At 43.5% G+C, this 16,923-nt stretch carries 20 protein-coding genes; 9 read left to right on the top strand and 11 right to left on the bottom strand.

Annotated elements, in window-relative coordinates:
* Positions 1 to 26: 26 nt before the first annotated feature.
* Both ELZ11_RS07525 and ppiC read right to left on the bottom strand, forming a co-directional pair.
* Positions 27 to 1,388, bottom strand: coding sequence for an alpha-amylase family glycosyl hydrolase (locus ELZ11_RS07525; protein ID WP_137356763.1), 1,362 nt, complete (start codon positions 1,386 to 1,388; stop codon positions 27 to 29).
* 336 nt (positions 1,389 to 1,724) lie between these two features.
* On the bottom strand, positions 1,725 to 2,003 hold the full coding sequence (ppiC, locus tag ELZ11_RS07520; protein WP_017057968.1) for a peptidylprolyl isomerase PpiC: 279 nt from the start codon (positions 2,001 to 2,003) through the stop codon (positions 1,725 to 1,727).
* 171 nt (positions 2,004 to 2,174) lie between these two features.
* Between ppiC and ELZ11_RS07515 the strand changes: the two genes are divergently transcribed.
* Positions 2,175 to 3,089 carry a chemotaxis protein gene (locus ELZ11_RS07515; protein ID WP_137356762.1) on the top strand — a complete coding sequence of 305 codons (915 nt, stop codon included), beginning with the start codon at positions 2,175 to 2,177 and terminating at the stop codon, positions 3,087 to 3,089.
* On the opposite strand, the gene ELZ11_RS07510 is transcribed toward ELZ11_RS07515, so the two are convergent.
* The 4 genes from ELZ11_RS07510 to hutW form a co-directional block, all read right to left on the bottom strand.
* A complete protein-coding gene (locus ELZ11_RS07510) occupies positions 3,090 to 3,632 on the bottom strand; it encodes an ATP:cob(I)alamin adenosyltransferase (protein ID WP_137356761.1) in 543 nt (180 codons plus the stop codon).
* A gap of 122 nt (positions 3,633 to 3,754) precedes the next feature.
* Positions 3,755 to 4,285, bottom strand: a complete 531-nt coding sequence (hutZ, locus tag ELZ11_RS07505) for a heme utilization protein HutZ (RefSeq protein ID WP_137356760.1) — start codon at positions 4,283 to 4,285, stop codon at positions 3,755 to 3,757.
* Between the two features lie 33 nt (positions 4,286 to 4,318).
* Positions 4,319 to 4,846, bottom strand: a complete 528-nt coding sequence (hutX, locus tag ELZ11_RS07500; RefSeq protein ID WP_137356759.1) for a heme utilization cystosolic carrier protein HutX — start codon at positions 4,844 to 4,846, stop codon at positions 4,319 to 4,321.
* A 3-nt stretch (positions 4,847 to 4,849) separates the two neighbouring features.
* The gene (gene hutW / locus ELZ11_RS07495) at positions 4,850 to 6,250 is read right to left on the bottom strand and encodes a heme anaerobic degradation radical SAM methyltransferase ChuW/HutW (protein WP_137356758.1); all 1,401 of its coding nucleotides are present in this window, start codon (positions 6,248 to 6,250) and stop codon (positions 4,850 to 4,852) included.
* A gap of 161 nt (positions 6,251 to 6,411) precedes the next feature.
* Between hutW and ELZ11_RS07490 the strand changes: the two genes are divergently transcribed.
* From ELZ11_RS07490 to ELZ11_RS07465, 6 genes are read left to right on the top strand one after another with little or no spacing between them, the layout of a single operon-like run.
* Positions 6,412 to 7,206, top strand: a complete 795-nt coding sequence (locus ELZ11_RS07490; protein WP_137356757.1) for an energy transducer TonB — start codon at positions 6,412 to 6,414, stop codon at positions 7,204 to 7,206.
* A gap of 2 nt (positions 7,207 to 7,208) precedes the next feature.
* The gene (locus tag ELZ11_RS07485) at positions 7,209 to 7,898 is read left to right on the top strand and encodes a MotA/TolQ/ExbB proton channel family protein (protein ID WP_137356756.1); all 690 of its coding nucleotides are present in this window, start codon (positions 7,209 to 7,211) and stop codon (positions 7,896 to 7,898) included.
* Positions 7,895 to 8,305, top strand: coding sequence for an ExbD/TolR family protein (locus tag ELZ11_RS07480; protein WP_137356755.1), 411 nt, complete (start codon positions 7,895 to 7,897; stop codon positions 8,303 to 8,305). Before ELZ11_RS07485 ends, ELZ11_RS07480 begins: the two co-directional genes overlap by 4 nt.
* A 32-nt stretch (positions 8,306 to 8,337) precedes the next feature.
* A complete protein-coding gene (locus tag ELZ11_RS07475; protein ID WP_137356754.1) occupies positions 8,338 to 9,225 on the top strand; it encodes a heme/hemin ABC transporter substrate-binding protein in 888 nt (295 codons plus the stop codon).
* 10 nt (positions 9,226 to 9,235) lie between these two features.
* Positions 9,236 to 10,273 (top strand): FecCD family ABC transporter permease, encoded by a 1,038-nt coding sequence (locus ELZ11_RS07470; RefSeq protein WP_137356753.1) that lies wholly within the window; start codon positions 9,236 to 9,238, stop codon positions 10,271 to 10,273.
* Entirely contained in the window at positions 10,273 to 11,055 is a 783-nt protein-coding gene (locus ELZ11_RS07465; protein ID WP_137356752.1) for a heme ABC transporter ATP-binding protein, read from the top strand. Before ELZ11_RS07470 ends, ELZ11_RS07465 begins: the two co-directional genes overlap by 1 nt.
* A gap of 110 nt (positions 11,056 to 11,165) precedes the next feature.
* Here the strand turns inward: ELZ11_RS07465 and ELZ11_RS07460 are convergent, their stop codons facing one another.
* A complete protein-coding gene (locus ELZ11_RS07460) occupies positions 11,166 to 11,627 on the bottom strand; it encodes a TetR/AcrR family transcriptional regulator (RefSeq protein ID WP_137356751.1) in 462 nt (153 codons plus the stop codon).
* A gap of 531 nt (positions 11,628 to 12,158) precedes the next feature.
* On the opposite strand from ELZ11_RS07460, the gene ELZ11_RS07455 reads away from it, so the two are divergent.
* On the top strand, positions 12,159 to 12,458 hold the full coding sequence (locus ELZ11_RS07455) for a YfcZ/YiiS family protein (protein ID WP_137356750.1): 300 nt from the start codon (positions 12,159 to 12,161) through the stop codon (positions 12,456 to 12,458).
* Positions 12,459 to 12,488: 30 nt separating this feature from the next.
* Here the strand turns inward: ELZ11_RS07455 and ELZ11_RS07450 are convergent, their stop codons facing one another.
* From ELZ11_RS07450 to ELZ11_RS07440, 3 genes are all read right to left on the bottom strand, one after another.
* Positions 12,489 to 12,794, bottom strand: a complete 306-nt coding sequence (locus tag ELZ11_RS07450; RefSeq protein WP_137357037.1) for a DUF1496 domain-containing protein — start codon at positions 12,792 to 12,794, stop codon at positions 12,489 to 12,491.
* Positions 12,795 to 12,945: 151 nt separating this feature from the next.
* Complete coding sequence (locus tag ELZ11_RS07445) at positions 12,946 to 13,593, bottom strand: hypothetical protein (RefSeq protein WP_137356749.1); 648 nt, start codon at positions 13,591 to 13,593, stop codon at positions 12,946 to 12,948.
* Positions 13,594 to 14,174: 581 nt separating this feature from the next.
* Entirely contained in the window at positions 14,175 to 14,810 is a 636-nt protein-coding gene (locus ELZ11_RS07440) for a hypothetical protein (protein ID WP_137356748.1), read from the bottom strand.
* Positions 14,811 to 15,046: 236 nt separating this feature from the next.
* Here ELZ11_RS07440 and ELZ11_RS07435 point away from each other — a divergent pair, with 236 nt between their 5' ends.
* Positions 15,047 to 15,649: a hypothetical protein gene (locus tag ELZ11_RS07435; RefSeq protein ID WP_137356747.1), complete on the top strand. Its 603-nt coding sequence runs from the start codon at positions 15,047 to 15,049 to the stop codon at positions 15,647 to 15,649.
* A gap of 96 nt (positions 15,650 to 15,745) precedes the next feature.
* Here ELZ11_RS07435 and ELZ11_RS07430 read toward each other — a convergent pair whose 3' ends face one another.
* Positions 15,746 to 16,852 (bottom strand): 1-acyl-sn-glycerol-3-phosphate acyltransferase, encoded by a 1,107-nt coding sequence (locus ELZ11_RS07430; RefSeq protein WP_137356746.1) that lies wholly within the window; start codon positions 16,850 to 16,852, stop codon positions 15,746 to 15,748.
* Positions 16,853 to 16,923 lie beyond the last annotated feature (71 nt).

The following is a 16,923-nucleotide window of genomic DNA, read 5'->3' as shown; positions in this document are numbered from 1 at the left end:
TAAAAAGGGAGCCTACGCTCCCTTTTTCATACCAACATCATGCTCGATTTTGCCTTCACTTTAATCTCGACATTGCCTTCGGTTTTGTTAAAAAACTCACCGCTGAGCAGATCGGTCATTCCACCTTGCCAAGAAAAAGACACGGTATGCGCGCGCTTCGATTTATTTATCACCACAACGCCTTTGGCTCCGCGAGCGAAAACCAATAAATCATCATTCGCTTCCAACACTTTCATTCTTTCGCCATGCACATGGTTATGGAATGCAATCATGCTATGCATTTCTGAAGACTGCCACTGTTCGACCCAACGAGGCTCACCACTCTGATCCGTAATACCGCTGGTATTCAAATCACTGTAGATGAGCGGGACTCCACCATCGCGGCCCAAGATATAGCTATACGCCAAACGTTCACTGGTTTCTTCCATAACATGTTCCAGAAACACATCATTGTTAGGAATGTCGTGAGTGACGGTAAAGGTGATCGCCCTGCGATAAGACAATGCCTGACCAAAGCAATACGGGTTAATCAAAGAGGTGAAGCTGCCCTTGTCGGTAAATGCTTTAGAAATGGTGTTAAACAAAGGGAAGTCATACGCGCCCAAACGAGTGTGCTTCAAATAAGGTTCGAGGAACAACTCGTACTCGGCCTTAGTTGCGCCTCCGTCGGTTATGATTTCCCCAAAGATGTGCATGTCTTCAGTAATTTCATCAGTCCATACCTTCTTTAAATGTTCAATCGTCATGTGCTTTGCGGCATCAATCCTAAACCCTCTCACGCCTATTTTCTTTAGCGCAAGTAAGTAGGCTTGCTGCTGTGCGACGACATGTTCGTTATCGCGTAAGGTTGGCAAACCGGGATCTTGAGGCCCGCCGGTAATACGACCATTTTGAACTTGCCACTTGTCGCGCCAATTTTTAATGCCAAATGCTTCAACGAAGTCATCTTCATCAAAAAGGGGTTGGGACAAATCACCGAACAAACGCTGTTTCTCAAAATACTCAGCACGATCTCGATAGCTCTGTAAGTCTTGAGCATTCGGGTAAGCCAGATCATTACGGAAACCTGACTCGTTCGCCATATGATTGAATACCACGTCAACGTATGTTCTTAACCCATGTTCACGCAGCGCTTCCACCATACTGATAAAGTCTTGAGTATTACCAAGTTGGTTATCGATCACTCGATAGTCTTGAGGCTGATAACGCTGCCACCATTTGGTGCCTTGTGGGCTAATCAGTGATTTCATCGGTGGTGAAACTAATACAGATTTGTAACCAAGTTGGCTAATCTGTTTAGCTTGTTTCATCACGTCTTCATATCGCCAATCAAAAGCATGCAAAATAACATCACTTGCTGCTGCGCTGTATGCAACCGAGCGTTCCATTTGGGACTCCTAACAGGACAAACAACGTGCCTGTTTCCATTAAACTTAAGGATTGCAGCAATTATAGTGCGTACCTAACACACGCCCTCCCCCTTGCGAGGAATATTCTCGGTGGATCATTCAGGGCGTAGAAAGCTCATGATACCCGAATAAGGATGAAGCCGTATTAAAATGAAGTGATAACTTACTGATTACTAATCATAAAAACATCACCTGTATTTACGAGAAGTGCCTTCGCTTTCTATTCCCTTTCAAGAAAGCTCACCTCAATAAGTGAATTTCAGGCATTAAAAAAGGAGCGTCGATCGCTCCTTTTTATCAATATCGCTACTGACACTATGTGCGGTAAAGAACCTTTACTACGTGCCAGCCAAACTTGGTTTTCACTAAGTGAGGAACTAAGGTTTCCCCTGAAAAGCACACTTTGTCGAATTGAGGTACCATTTGGCCTTTCTTAAATTCGCCCAAATCACCACCTTTTTTGCCTGAAGGACACGTTGAGTGCTTTTTCGCTAAAGTTTGAAACTTAGCGCCTTTCTTAAGCTGCTTGATGATGTCTTCTGCTTGTTCTTTATGCTTCACCAAAATGTGAAGCGCTGCTGCGGTTCTTGCCATGATAAATCTCTGAATATTGCTCTAGGGCTGATTTTACCTCAAGATGACGCGTTCTTCACTTAAATCACGCATCATGAACTACTCTATTATGACAAGTCAGCAATACTTGCTTGCTGACTGTGGTTATTCCCTTTAAATTATTACTATTAGAATACTAAGTAGGAATACTCTATGGCTAGGACTAAGAGCAAAGCGAACCAGTCTCAGGGAATGCTGATGTTTAAGCTTTCCATCGCACAAAGTTTTGCAATTGGAACGCTAAAGGTACGTGAAATTGTGCCTTTTCAGAAAACTACGCAGATCCCCTACTCACATCACCATGTCATTGGTACCGTAACGATTCGCGACTTAACCGTTCCAGTGATCGATATGTCTGCTGCGGTTGGCTTTCGCCCTGTTTCACCAGAAGAATACGACAGCTGCACGCTGATCGTCACAGACTGCTTACGTACCGTCGTGGCATTTCTAGTGAGATCTATCGATAAGATCATCGAATGTGATTGGAAATCCATTGAGCCACCGCCAAATTCGGTCGGTTCCAACGTATTCGTAACAGGCATCACTCGCTATCAAGACCGTATCGTACAGATGCTCGACGTCGAGTTGCTACTGTCTAAAATCTATCCAGAGTACGAATCCGCGCACGTTCCTATGCTGACCGATATCGAACGAGAACAACTGAAAGCACTTAATATTCTGTTGGTCGACGATTCATCGATTGCTCGTAAGCAACTTTCAGACGCCCTAGACAGCATCAATATTCCATACAAAATCTGTAATAATGGGTTAGATGCAATTGAGTTAATGAGAAACGAAGCTGCCCACAATAACCCTATTGAGTTGCTGGTGAGTGATATCGAGATGCCGGGTTTGGATGGTTACGAGCTCGCATTTGAAGTTCAAAATGATCCTGCGCTTAATCAATCGTATCGTATCTTGCATACATCGTTATCAAGTGAAATTTGTGTAGACAGAGCTCACCAAGTTGGCGCTCATGAAGCACTAGAAAAGTTTAACGCTGGTGAATTGATTGAGGCGATGCTCCGAGGTGCAAAAAACCTCGAAGACAGCGCAGTGGTCAGCTAATCAGTCACTCTTTTTTGGCATTTTATAGCTCTTGCTAACAAACTCGACCTCATCCACTTGATGTAAGTGATTCGTGTATGAAGCAAGGGCATAAAATGTATTAGCCAATAAGTTCGCATACTTAAACAAGATTGGATCAGGGGTTTTCTTAGCTGAGTGTTCAATTTGAACCAGCGCACGCACCACTTTCTTAGCTTGGCAACGGCATAAGTGCAGCTGAGCAGAGATTTCATGCCCTCCAGGTAAAACGAACCCTTTAAAGCCGCCATCGAGTAATGAGCGAATTGCATGGTAGTCGGCTTTAAGGGTGTCCAAGTCGTCCTGCGCTATCGCAAGTTTTCCTCGTACCGAACCATTCAAATGATAAATAAAAGGCTGCAACCGAGTCAGAACATCCCGTGTTTTGTCATCAACATCCAAAGCCAGCACTAATCCCACTCGACAACACAACTCGTCAGACAATATTTCAAAATCACATATTGGGCTGTCTTCATAAATAAATGGGTAACAAAATTCATCCCAATCGCGGCTAACAGGTTTCACTCGTAATCCTAAGTTATTAATTTACCAAAGCATCAATATATCAGAGTTACAATTTGATGTGTCATACAAACAACAAAGCCCCCACAAGGTGGAGGCTTTCATTCGTTTCGTAAAGTACCGGATTATTCGTTCGACACTTTTTTATGGCCTTCTTGCAGGTGAACGAAATCAACCAGATCGTCACCAGACACCTGATACGCTTGGCCAAAACCTTTCACGAATAAGCCGTTTTCTGCTTTTAGATTGAATAAAACAAAATCTTGCAGCTGGCTCAGGCCATCAATGATCTCACCAAAACGCTCTTTCATTTGAGCAACGACTTGAAGCCAAAGTTCACTATCACGCTCAACCACACTTGCTACAGCATCAAACGTCAAACGCTTACGAGCAAATAGCTGCTTAGAGCTATCTTCATCTTCGATCATCATCAAAGACACTTGAGGGTTAGCTTCTAGGTTACGCGCGTGACGAGCAATTTGTGAAATCAGTACAAAGTAGCCTTCTTGATTTTGTACAAACGGCGCGTAACTAACGTTAGGGCGACCATCTTCATCGACTGTTGCAAGTTGAATAGTACGGCGCTCTTGACGAAATTCCTTGATTTCAGGACCTAAACGACCTTGAAGGCGTTCTTGCTTTACTTGTTGTTCCATTTTCATTCCTATAAGAATTTTTGTTATTTTGAATTAAGACTGGTATTGCGCTTGAAGCGCTTTAAAGCGCTCTACTTGTTCTGGGATTAGCTCGCGCTTTTCATTGCGACCTAAGTAAACCTTGAAGATGTTCGCGCCGCATTCACTAAAGAACCCAAAGTAGTGGCTTTCACGTCCCATAAACGGCTTACTGACCAACGCGATCGTTTTAATATTTTCTAGCTTTAGGTGACCATGTAGTTCACCTTCTTTGCCCATTAGGTTGTAGTAGCCACGAGCCAATTTACCTTTAGGGAAAGGGGCTTTCACTTCGAAAATTGAGCCAAATGAGTGAACGATAGTCGTTACTGGGCCCCAACCAACTAAGTTTTCTAGAATCGTTTGAGCATGGTCACCATCTAACACGGCAACCATCTCACTTGGGAAAGCGCAAACCACTTGCGCTTCTGTTACTTGCAACTGTTCTGCAATGGCCGCAGGAAGCAGTTTAGGGTCTTGTTCTAATACTTGAGCCACTTGCTCTTTTAAATTGTCATGGGTCACGATAGTTTCATTGCTCATGGATTAATGTCCGTTTACTTCATGTTTGTGTGTAGGGTGACTTGGCTTTGTTTGTTGACCGCCCGCAATATCCGAGTTCAAAACTTGAATGGCACCTTGAGCTAAACTCACTGCCCAAAAGCTGCCGGCAAGCGTCAACACCAAGTAATCTTCTGCTAGCTCGACCAAACCGTTGTCTTGCCACTTATTGAATAGTGGAGCTAGGTAATCAAATAAATCTGTCCCTTGATATAAAGGTAGACCGCTACGGCGAATTACACCGGAATCAAACCCCGCTTTTAGCGCTGAATAAATTGGCTCTAACGGGCTTTGTCGCGTCATCATTGCTACTGGAGAGTCACCAAGCTTGATGGCTTCCATGTAGGTTTCTAGCGAACGATGCTGCATTAAACCAATACCGCCAACATTGCCGCCAGCACCACAACCTACGGGCAAGACTTCGGCGTACGTTTTCGCTAAGCTGTTGTATAAGCTGCGCTCGCGGTTATCTCTAGCCCAGTGGTTCACGCTCAGCTGTTTAATGTGATGCTTACGCATGAACTGCACGCCAGCTTGATACATACTCGCTTTATCCGGGGTAGTCGCCGGTGGAGGAATTCGACCTTTCTCTACCAAGTTCAGCATAGGCGCATTTCCGCCAACAACGAGCTGATACAAATCGATACCATGGGCACCGGTATCTAAATAGTCCTGTAAATCTTGTTCAAAGATCTCTAGCGTTTGGTAAGGCAATCCATACAGTAGATCGAGCACTATCGGCGCTTGCTGGGTTTCGCTGAGCTGAGCCACACGCTCAAGTACAATTTCTCTGTCATCTAAACGCTTGGCACTGCGCCTTACCTGAGTATTAAAGCTTTGAATACCAAAAGAGAATCGGTTGAACCCTCCCTCTAATGCTTGGTCAAACATTTCATCGCTGAAACGGTTGATCCGCCCTTCCAGTGTAATTTCAGCGTCACTGGCCAACGGAAAAAGCGCCCGGATAGCTGTACCTAACTGACGAATTTGCAGGGCCGATAAGTCCGTTGGCGTCCCCCCTCCGATATATACCGCATGGAAGGTGCCAGACTGCGCCCAAGGAGTTTCCGCTTTCTGCTTCAACTCAATCATCAAAGCCGCAAAATAATCATCGACCAATTTTCGGCTAGCAGCGTTCTGGAAAAAATTACAGAACGTACAACGAACACGGCAGAAAGGGACGTGAATATATAAGCAACGCTTATCTTGCCTGTTGCCCTCAGAATTTAATGTGTTTTCTAAGATAGAACGCTGCAAATCTTTCTGAATTGGAACTGCCATCCCCCCAGCATGCGCTGACGTCTTTTTGGCAAAAGCAAACCGTAAAGGATCAGGGGTAAAAGCCCCCAAAATAGATTCATCAAATTTATAAATATTCAGAGACATATAAAACTCTCAAGGCTTACTCAGCAAAGACTGGAAGACTGTTCGCTAAAATTTAAACCGATCATAAATTCACGCTAATGATAATGCAATTGATAATTGATCTTATTTGCATTCTAAGCAATAATCTTGGCCTATCAGAAGGATATTTAGGAAGGAAATTCGTGAACGTACCAAGATATGTCATTGCTGGTGGCGCTTCTATTGCGCTTCATGCGGCACTGTTGTTTGTTGCTCAAGAAAGCAAAGTCTTTGCAATGCCTGCCGGTAGCCAATCGACCTCTGTCTCTATCAATTTTGTTTCAAGCGCCCCATCCACCATGGCGGCACCCGCTAGCGCGCAAGAAGTTACGCCTCCTGAACCTATTACCAAAGAAGCGCCTCCCGTTGAAACGCCGCAACCAGCAGAGCCACCTAAGCCTGCAAAAGTCGTAAAGTCAGCGCCAGTGGTGAAGAAAACTGAAGTCACTCCAAAACCTAAAAAACCTGAAGTGAAAAAAACGACGCCAAGAAAGCCGCAGCCCGTCGTAAAAAAAACGGTGCCGAAAAAAACACCACCAAAGGTTAAGCCACCAAAGCCGGTTGACCCTACCCCTGAGAAAATTACAGAGCAAAAAGCGCGAGACGCTCAAAAATCAGCACCGCCTGAAGTGGTTAACCAGGGCGCAAGCGATACGCCAGTATTAGTCAATAAACCAAGCTTCGCCGCTAAGCCCTCTCCCCCTCGTTACCCAAGAATGGCAAGAAAACGTGGAATTCAAGGCGTGGCCACGTATGAAATCTGGCTCGACGAAAATGGCAAGCAAACGAAACAAGCACTAGTAAGCTCATCTGGTGCGTTAATGCTGGATAAAGCCGCACTTGACGCTATCAAAAAATGGAAATTCTCCGCCCACACAGTGAACGGCAGAGCCATTGCACACCGAATTCAAATACCTGTTCGCTTTAAGTTGGATTAAACATGGAACACATCAATACCCTACAACAACAACTTGGCTTAATGACTTGGCCACTACTTATTTGCTCGGCACTCACAGCCATGATCATCGCAGAGCGTATCTTTCAAGTAATGCTTTGCCTGGGCGGAAGCCGTGGCGGCATTCGCCAGCAACTTGATTCGATTTCACCGAATAGAACTCAAGATATCGACGCCTTAGCACAAGAATTATCAAACAAGCGCCCTCTCATCTTTAAAGGTGTCGCTATGGTTTTGGCCCATCATTCTTTTAACAAAGATTTAAGAGAAGACGCTGCAAGTATTTGGCTACAAGAAAAACGGAACCAACTGCACGCTGGGTTAAAACTATTAGCTCTTATCGGAGTTATCAGCCCACTTATAGGCCTACTCGGTACGGTATTAGGTCTTATTGAAATGTTTAAAGGTGTTGCAGCGTCGACAGGTAACATCACCCCAAATGATTTAGCCGAAGGGTTAGGTTTAGCTATGAGAACGACGGCTGTCGGCCTGATGATCGCCTTACCTGCCATTGCAGGGTCTCAACTTCTAGGTTTGTGGGCAGATCGTTTGATTGCCAAACTAGAGCATGCATTGAACTTTTCTAATTTATGGTTAGAAGGCATGAAGATCTCACCTAACTCATCGAATAATGCTCAAGAATCTTCCTACTCATCACAAGAGCAAGCTGTATGATCAAGGTCTCTCAACAATCTCATTCAACTTCGTCAGTCGACCTAACCCCGTTGCTCGATATTATTTTTATTGTCATGGTGTTTTTGATGCTTACCGCATCCATCAGGCTCGAATCACTCGACGTCAATTTGCCAAGCGCCGATACCCCCACGGTGTCTGAAGTGGACAGCCAATCAATAACCGTGAATATCCTAGATCGCGAACCGTATTGGGCCATCGATAGTAAAGAATACATCGACTGGGAAAACTTCAAGATAGCGTTACTCGAAGAAGCAAAATCTGGGGATGAAAGACCGATCGTGATCGGCGCAGACAAGAAAGCCGACGTTCAGCATCTCGTTAAGCTTCTTTCATTTCTTCAAGACAACGCGATTCCAGCCACTCAACTTTTAACCCAAGAGCAGTGATCTGCTTTCGGAACAACGATAAGAACCATAATATGAAAACTTCAAACAAGCTCTTCAAACGCATTCAGCAGCATTGCTCCACTATCGTAGCTGCAGCGATTTTTACTACCACCAGTTCAGTGGCTATCGCTCAATCCGAAACATCACCACGAATCATCAGTGCTGGTGCAGCCGTGACGGAGCTCGTCTTCGCGTTAGGCGCAGAAAATCAACTTGTCGCAGTCGACGTTACCAGTCACATACCTGAAAGCTTAGGTTTGCCAAAAATTGGCTACCATAGAAGGCTTTCTGCTGAAGGTCTATTAGCGCTACAACCGACGACTTTGATCGGCTCTGATGAAATCGGTCCAGATACGACCATACAACAGCTTGAATCAACAGGTGTAGAAGTTGAAATCGTAAACACAGAATCAAACGTTGAAGGTTTGCTCAATCGCATCGATCAAATAGCCAAAATCACTCACACAGAAACTCAAGCTGTAGCTGTGAAAGCACAAGTACAGCAGCAAGTAAGCGCCCTAGAAAGCAATCAAGTTTCTGAAAATAGTGCTAAAAAAATGCTATTTCTTCTTATTCACGAAGGCCGTCCAGCTAATGTAGCAGGTCAAGATACCACACCAAATGCCATTATTGAGCTGGCTGGTGGCGTAAACCCTGCCGCTGAAAAGCTCACGTCATACAAGCCACTTTCTATGGAATCGCTTGTTGAGATGCAGCCAGACGTCATTTTAGTCAGTGGACGCAGTTACAAGAAACTGGGTGGCGCCGATGAAATTCTAGCAGCACTGCCGATGCTTGCGGCGACGCCAGCCGGTATCAATAAACAGATCATTACGCTTGATGGTAGCGCGTTAGTTGGTGGCTTAGGTTTAAATAGCCTTGCCGAAGCTAAGCGTTTGAATGCGATCGTTTACCCTTAGTGGAGGAATAATGTTTCTAAGAAACGTCTCACTGCGGGTAATGATGACAGTGTTTGGTGGGATCTTAGCCTTGATGGCGCTCTCATCGATCACTGTCGGACCTATGAATATTACATTAAGCGACAGTTTCACGAGTTTATTTAGCTCGAGTAATGACTTAGCTCCGCATATCAATTTAGTAATCCAAGAAATACGCTTACCAAGAACCATTCTTTGTATGTTAATTGGTGCCATTTTAGCTATATGCGGCACCGTGATGCAGGGATTATTCCGCAACCCTCTAGCAGAGCCTGGAATCATCGGGGTTTCAGCAGGCTCAGCCTTAGGCGCAGCACTCGCTATCGTATTATTTGCCGATCTTGCCGTTCAGTACCCTAACTTCATGAACTTCGCGGCTCTGCCTATTTTCGCCTTTATAGGTGGTGCACTCACTACATTACTTGTTTACCGCTTAGGCACGAATAAATTCGGCACATCCGTTACTATCATGTTACTCGCTGGCGTTGCTATAAGCGCGCTATCTGGCGCGGGGATCAGTTACCTAAGCTTTGCCGCTGATGATCAAATGCTTCGAGACCTTTCGTTATGGTCCATGGGGTCACTGGCAGGTGCTAACTGGGCCAGTATTGCACTTGCGGCAGTAACATTAGCTATCTTAGTTATTCTATTCAGCCGTAAAACGATGGCCCTCAACGCCCTATTGCTAGGGGAATCTGAAGCAAAACATCTTGGTATTCCAGTACAGAAATTAAAGAGGCAACTCATCTTACTCACAGCAGTAGGAGTCGGCGTCACCGTCAGCTTGTCAGGCACTATTGGTTTTATTGGATTGGTTGTTCCACATTTAGGGCGAATGTTAGCAGGGCCAGATCATAGAACTTTGCTGCCACTTTCGGCCGTACTAGGTGCTTTGCTGCTTACCGCTGCAGACATGTTTTCGCGAGTAGCGGTTGCACCCGCTGAATTGCCAATAGGTATCGTCACCGCAATTATTGGTGCGCCTTTCTTCCTTTACCTGTTGTTCCAACAAAAAGGCAGGATCATGTAATGAGTCACTTATCTCTTAAGGCCAAAAATTTATCGGTCAGCATTGGTTCTAAAACCATTATCAAAAATATCAATTTAGACATTCACGCAGGAGAAGTGACGACGCTCTTAGGGCCAAACGGGGCAGGTAAAAGTACTCTGCTCAAAGCGCTCTGCCAAGAATCTGAAAGCATTGGAGAAATCGAATATTTTGGTCACTCTATCGATAACTGGCCTGCTCAACGTTTAGCCAAGCACTTAGGTATGCTGCCACAACACAGTACGCTGACGTTTCCGTTTTTGGCTCATGAAGTCGTTGAGTTAGGCGGTATTCCCCTAGCAACCTCAAACAAGGAAATGAAAACGATCACAGAGCAATATATGGAGATGGCCGACGTTAGCCACCTTTCACGCCGACTATATCCCTCGCTTTCAGGCGGAGAAAAGCAGCGTGTACACTTATCCAGAGTACTCACTCAGCTTCACCAGTCTGGCGATCAATGCATACTGATGCTTGATGAACCAACCTCTGCACTAGACTTAGCTCATCAGCACAACACATTAAAGATTGCGAGAAAGCTGGCCGACGAGCGTAACGCTGCGGTAGTTGTAGTTCTGCACGATTTAAATCTAGCCGCGCAATATTCGGATAGGCTGATTGTATTGCAAAATGGTGAGATCGTATGCGATGGAAGCCCTTGGGAGGCCCTACAACCAACGATGATAGAAGAAGTGTATGGTTACCATAGCTTGGTAGAAAAACACCCTACAATGGATTTCCCGCTGGTACATCCCGCCCAATAAAACCTTTAAGGTAGCGGCGGGATAATGCTTACTTACTGGTTGCCGCTTTATCTAACCCCAAATACAAAAAAGCTCCGAATTCGGAGCTTTTTTCAATTTCGATAAGCTGACTATAGGCTCATACGAATCAGTGATTTACCAATCAACCACTCTAATTCTTTGCCACTCGTATCGCCAAATTGGCTTTCAGTCAACTTGTACAAACGGTCGATACCATTTGCTGCAAATTCGTGTGCGTTTTCCGCCGTAACAATGTGGTGGAATAGCAGGCGTAAGATCGCTAGGAATTCAGAATCTTCTAACGCTTTAACCCAACTCTCAGAAAACTCATTTAGGCCATTCTCGAAATCAAGGTGTTCCATAAACATCTTGAAGATTCGTCCATCTAAAGCCGCAGTAAAGTCGGTTTTCTTTGGAAAATGGTGGCTAATACCGGTACGAGAGACACCTGTTTGCTGACTTAATGTTGTATAAGACATCTTGTCGTAACCCAATCTTAGAAGTTGGTCTACAACGGCATCCATGATCTTCTGAATCGTGATTTCAGTATCTTCTTTACTACGCTTTGGCATATTTCAGGCTCTTCTCTTTGTAAATCCATCTAACTTTAAATGAAGTCAGAATGAAAATCGTTATCAGTATTATGTAAATAAGTCGCAACTTCGCAAGTATTCGGTGCTAAAACCCTAACGGCATTCTGTAATACCTTATTTACAGGTCAGTGTCTAATCGCACTTTACACACGAAATGAATACAAGATGCAATCCTACAACTCTAAGGCTATTAATGAAAATAACTACTTAGAATATGAAATACCGACCAACCATTCATTATGTAAATAACTATCAAGCGATAGATAGTCTTATAAAATCCTTTCTGACGCAACTAACTGAATGGCATTCTGACAAATATATGACACTAAATTTCAATAAAACAAGAGCCAGATCACACTTAAATTATCTTTATCTAATATTAATATTCACTTAGTTCCTTACCAAACAACATAGCATACCAGTCAATATCTGTTCAAAGACTTTTGATTTTTATGGATAGAGATCAAATTGCTAGTTAGAATAACCGTAGTTTTAGTAAGAGGATTAGTTATGAGTCAAGAAGTAGTAGATAACTCAGTGTGCGAAGCATGCGGTTGTGCCGGTGAGATCGGCTTTGTTATCAAAGAAGGCGACGACGTTGCTGAAGTAACGATCTTTGCTGAGTCGAAGGCACAGTTAGAAGCTGAATTTGACAAGTACTTAACATTAGCCAAACAAGTTTCGAAGAACGTTGAATACAATGTGACTGAATTAACTGAGGAATCTCGCGAGTTGAAAGCACTTCTAAAATTTGAAGTTAGTGCTGAAAAGCTGATCTTCGAGTTGAAGTCGCGTTCTCTGAATCGCTAATAGAATTTAGAAAACGCTAGCGAAGCGAACCTATTTCGGTTCGCTTTTTTGATCGAGTTGTTTCCACTTCAGTGAACCATTTAACTCAAAATCTTGTTCAGATATACACTCGATCAGCACACCCGAGATATTAAGTACCGCACCTAAGCTATAAGCTTTATCTTCGTAGTAGCACACTCTTGCCCTTGCGTTAACATCAGAAACCACCACAGCGCTTCTCGCAGGTGTACTGATGACTTTATTAGCTAACGTTGAAGGGACAAGCATCAAGGCACACACCGCACCCAATATCAGTGCCACGACTTTACGAGGTATGAGAAATATAGGCACGCGCATCATCATTCATCTCCACCGAAAAGGGTGATTCACCATAAGTTCACTAATTATAAATCAAATATGTCCATAATTATTCAACGGGAAGATGGAGTTCTTATGGCATCAACCCCTTTCTATGGTAAATAGTACAAACTTGATTACACTATTGAAGTCATCGGACAGAAATACAAGATACATATTGAGTCAATGACATCCCATAACCTTGACTATTATCAGTATTCATCAGCATGTCAACCTGAGCTTGCTCCCCCGGTTTTACTGGGTAACTTCTGGTAGCCGCTCCCGCATAGTCACTTCCTGCAGGCCAACCTAACTCACCATAGATATCAAAATTATTAGTACTGCGTAAAGTTACAAGCTGATCTTCGTTCGCTTCAACCCAATTGTTTCGCCCTCCGAAGGCTCGATTCGCTAAATAAGAACACCAATCATCCCTTTCAGTATTATTGAGCTTTGGAAACGTTCCACCGGCAGGCCCAGTGATGCCATTCTCAGTATGTATAAATGTTGAACTATAATAAGGATGCCAGTCATCTAATACTTGTTGGCTTGGGCTTGAAGTATATAAAACCCAGCCAGATGAAGAAGACGCAACTTTTATGCACCTGCCGCCGGCATTAGTTGGATCACTGTCATTGACCAAGTTACCGCATGCGTTTAGTTCACCTGGATAGAAAGGTAATTCTTTAGGCGGTTTTGGTGATACCGTCCCCCCTCCTTCTTCGCCACCTCCACAACCTTGCAATACAATTGCTGCAGTTATACCAATAAGAGAAAAGCTACTCCTATATATCTTCATGCCGTACTACCTCTTCTCCGCACAAATATTTATGCGTTTACAATACGACAAACTGTTAATGGTTTTCAAGATAAGGACTGATTATTATGTGACCGACATAACAAATTACAGAATGAAAGGCTGTAAACAGAGCTAACTTAATGTCGCTTAACAGGTTATAAAGAAACTTCTCGTGCAAATTAGAGTGCTGCATCCTTGCATATGGAAAAAGCAAACAAAATAAAGATTTTGGCTATGGCGTTGTATAGCTCACGTACCAATTGAGCTGCCAGAAGAACATGATACTGCTGTGACAAAAGCATCTAACTGTTAGTAGAAGGTACATACTGTGAAGAGTTATAGAGAACCTAAAGCATAGGATGCTTACTCACACTTTGGTTGGACAAACGGATCTCAATGATAAACTCATTTTCATGAGTCTTTACCGTTATCGAGGGAGACCTCACAAACAAAGACTGGCTTCCCCATATTAGTCAAAATAGTCATAAAAAAGCCATGAGCTATCAGGTTAATCAAATGTTTTCGTCCGAAAAACCTAACTTAGGATTTCAATACTAACGGGTAACTCAAGGCAATATAAACTAGTGAGACACACAAGAAACATAACCAATCCCGCTATTTACAACAGCAAATCCCCCAGAGCTTAAATCAACCATCACATGTTGTCCTGGACGCCCACTGACTGATCTGGGGCCGGAATAATAGACGCCACTAGGCCAACCTAATTGATTATAAATATTTGAGCCGAAAGCATCGCGAAGTTGAACAAGTTGTGACTCACCAGCCTGAACCCAATTACCTCTGCCAGCAAAGTTTTTATTTTGGAGGTGATCACACCATGAATTTCTTTCAGTATGATCAAACGTTGCAAATGTCCCTCCTGCTGGCCCCTTGGAGCTCTCTGTATATGTAGAGGTAGTATCATAATATAGTTGGTCGTTCAGCAAAGCGACGCTGGGGCTTGAGGTATAATAAACATTACCAGAAAGAGCAGCGACCTTTAGGCAAACACCTTTTGCGTTACTATTATCACTGTCATTTATTTGATTATTACAAACATTCAATACACCAGGAACCCCGGGTAAATACCCATCACTAGGTAAAGGCGAAGCGGTACCTCCGTCAGCGGAGCCTCCCCCTTCTTCACCACCGCAGCCTTGTAATGCAATCATTGCCGCAAACCCTATAATTGAAAGGCTAAACCCATTCATTTTCATGCTGTACTACTCCTAACGACGCATAAAATCCATTACATATACAGTACAGTACCCACTAAATAACTCCATAGTAGAATGTTAATATTTATGTGACATAAATAACAAACTTACAAAACGACGTACTGAAGAGAAAGTTTAAGGTATCTATCAGAATATTGACTAAATTATTTCGAGGGCGGGATTGTGATTGGATTACTGGTTATAGTGTAGAGATAGACAAGATATCGATTACCACCATGACCAAACTCACTGCATTTATCATCAGTTTATTAACCTTGAATATTCAGCTTAGTGCCAAGCCATTAGATGAATACAAGATTTTGAATCATCTCGATAACTACGGGAACCTTTACTTACGTAATAAACCTTATACTACGCTGCCAGATGATCTTATCGTTAAAGGCAATCTCAATATCGCTAAAACCTCGATAAAGAAACTTCCTAATGGTTTGGAAGTTCAAGGGAGTCTCGATGCCTCCAATAGCGAGCTCAGCCGGATTCCAAGAGGCACAAAGATCAAGGGGTACGCAAATTTGATCGGTAGCAAAATAGCCAGCTGGCCTTCAGGCGTCAAAGTCGGCGGGTTTATCAACCTAACCGATACCCCTTTGGCTAAGCTGCCTAATCGGCTCAGAGTGAGTGGTGACTTGAGCGTCATCCGCACTCCATTGACTGCTCTACCAAACGGTATTGTGGTTGAAGGAGATCTTTATTTAGGCGGGTCAGGAATTACCGAATTCCCTGATACCATGACAGTGAAAGGTAATATTTTTCTGGGTGGTAACGTGATCACCAAGTGGCCAACTAATTTAGATTTAGGCGGTGCCGTGGCCCGTTAATAAATCAAACAAGCAAACACTAAAAAGGAGCCCATAAGGCTCCTTTTTGCTAACAAGCATATTGATTCCTAGATACATAGTAATCAATGAATCACTCTAACCCACGTTCTTAACCGGGTTTGCGTAACTGTCGATCAAGTATTGGTGCGCACCTTCTGGTAGAGCAGACAGTTTCTCAGCTAAGGTTTCTTTTACCGTTGCTGTCACTTCTTCCGTGTCTCGTTCAGCGGCCAATAGGTTAATTGGGAACAGCTTATAGTTTTCGTGAATCTGACGGTCAATTTCAGTCGCTAGCTCTTCCGGTGTATCAATTTCTTGTTCAATTGGACTACCGAAACCGATATGAATGCGCCCTTTCTTACCAACAATGCCTTGAATGATGCTTTCGATATCCTCAAATTCACCTTTTTCGTAGCTACCATTGGTTGCTTTTTCATAAAGCTCTAACGCTTTAGCCGTATCACACGGGTCGTTCTCGTAAGAAATAGAAACTGGCACGATATTCAGTGATTTCGTGTACTCACCAAAAGCGATTTTCTGTTTGCGGCCTTCTACATGGAACATTTTTAGAATCGCTGGATCGGTAAAATCATTACCATCTTTAGCTCGGCCTTCTTTCTGTGCAATCCAAATCGAATTACCCGTATCCAAAGAGTGCTTAATGTAAGAAGACAGTTGACCTAGCGCTTTCATCATCTCGCGCGGCCCTTTCAAAGAGCGCTTAACGATAAAACTTTTGTTCAAACGCATCAGCTCGGTCGCGCACGGCTTCTTCAATAAGTTATCACCTATCGCAATACGCATGGTACGGTGGTTCTCTTGGTGCAAAGCGTAGTTCACCAAAGCAGGATCCATTGCAATATCACGATGATTAGAAACAAATAAGTAAGATTGGTTTTTATCTAATGCTTCTAACCCTGAATATGTCACACCATCAGTCGTGTTCTTTAAAGTGTCACACAGATACTTTTTCACCTCGACTTGGATCGCTTCTACACTTTGTAGTTTGCTCCACTTCATCTTAAGGTAAACACGCAAAAGCGGGCTCATTAGAGACTTGAACCAACCGGCATGATTTGAGAATCGATAATGCAAAATCGCATCGATAAACTCTTCATCGTTGATTAAGCGGTCAAGTGCCGCTGGAATTTCGTCATCGTTATAAGGACGAATATCGATATATGGATCGGTATTAGAAGTCATTTTTCACTACATTAAATAAAAAGCTGGCTCATTCTACGCATTGTTTAGCGTTATCGCAGCTACATAGCCCA

It is taken from the genome of Vibrio profundi (genome assembly GCF_005281835.1).
In the GTDB taxonomy this organism is placed as follows: domain Bacteria; phylum Pseudomonadota; class Gammaproteobacteria; order Enterobacterales; family Vibrionaceae; genus Vibrio; species Vibrio profundi.
Note: the sequence above shows the minus strand (reverse complement) of the source record. Positions and strands in the feature narration are given on the sequence as shown.

Bases quoted from the DNA above. Each gene is read 5' to 3' on its own strand.
- ELZ11_RS07525 (WP_137356763.1), bottom strand. From the start codon at position 1,388: ATGGAACGCTCGGTTGCATACAGCGCAGCAGCAAGTGATGTTATTTTG.
- ppiC (WP_017057968.1), bottom strand. From the start codon at position 2,003: ATGGCAAGAACCGCAGCAGCGCTTCACATTTTGGTGAAGCATAAAGAA.
- ELZ11_RS07515 (WP_137356762.1), top strand. From the start codon at position 2,175: ATGGCTAGGACTAAGAGCAAAGCGAACCAGTCTCAGGGAATGCTGATG.
- hutZ (WP_137356760.1), bottom strand. From the start codon at position 4,285: ATGGAACAACAAGTAAAGCAAGAACGCCTTCAAGGTCGTTTAGGTCCT.
- hutX (WP_137356759.1), bottom strand. From the start codon at position 4,846: ATGAGCAATGAAACTATCGTGACCCATGACAATTTAAAAGAGCAAGTG.
- hutW (WP_137356758.1), bottom strand. From the start codon at position 6,250: ATGTCTCTGAATATTTATAAATTTGATGAATCTATTTTGGGGGCTTTT.
- ELZ11_RS07485 (WP_137356756.1), top strand. From the start codon at position 7,209: ATGGAACACATCAATACCCTACAACAACAACTTGGCTTAATGACTTGG.
- ELZ11_RS07480 (WP_137356755.1), top strand. From the start codon at position 7,895: ATGATCAAGGTCTCTCAACAATCTCATTCAACTTCGTCAGTCGACCTA.
- ELZ11_RS07475 (WP_137356754.1), top strand. From the start codon at position 8,338: ATGAAAACTTCAAACAAGCTCTTCAAACGCATTCAGCAGCATTGCTCC.
- ELZ11_RS07470 (WP_137356753.1), top strand. From the start codon at position 9,236: ATGTTTCTAAGAAACGTCTCACTGCGGGTAATGATGACAGTGTTTGGT.
- ELZ11_RS07465 (WP_137356752.1), top strand. From the start codon at position 10,273: ATGAGTCACTTATCTCTTAAGGCCAAAAATTTATCGGTCAGCATTGGT.
- ELZ11_RS07460 (WP_137356751.1), bottom strand. From the start codon at position 11,627: ATGCCAAAGCGTAGTAAAGAAGATACTGAAATCACGATTCAGAAGATC.
- ELZ11_RS07455 (WP_137356750.1), top strand. From the start codon at position 12,159: ATGAGTCAAGAAGTAGTAGATAACTCAGTGTGCGAAGCATGCGGTTGT.
- ELZ11_RS07450 (WP_137357037.1), bottom strand. From the start codon at position 12,794: ATGCGCGTGCCTATATTTCTCATACCTCGTAAAGTCGTGGCACTGATA.
- ELZ11_RS07445 (WP_137356749.1), bottom strand. From the start codon at position 13,593: ATGAAGATATATAGGAGTAGCTTTTCTCTTATTGGTATAACTGCAGCA.
- ELZ11_RS07440 (WP_137356748.1), bottom strand. From the start codon at position 14,810: ATGAAAATGAATGGGTTTAGCCTTTCAATTATAGGGTTTGCGGCAATG.
- ELZ11_RS07435 (WP_137356747.1), top strand. From the start codon at position 15,047: ATGACCAAACTCACTGCATTTATCATCAGTTTATTAACCTTGAATATT.
- ELZ11_RS07430 (WP_137356746.1), bottom strand. From the start codon at position 16,852: ATGACTTCTAATACCGATCCATATATCGATATTCGTCCTTATAACGAT.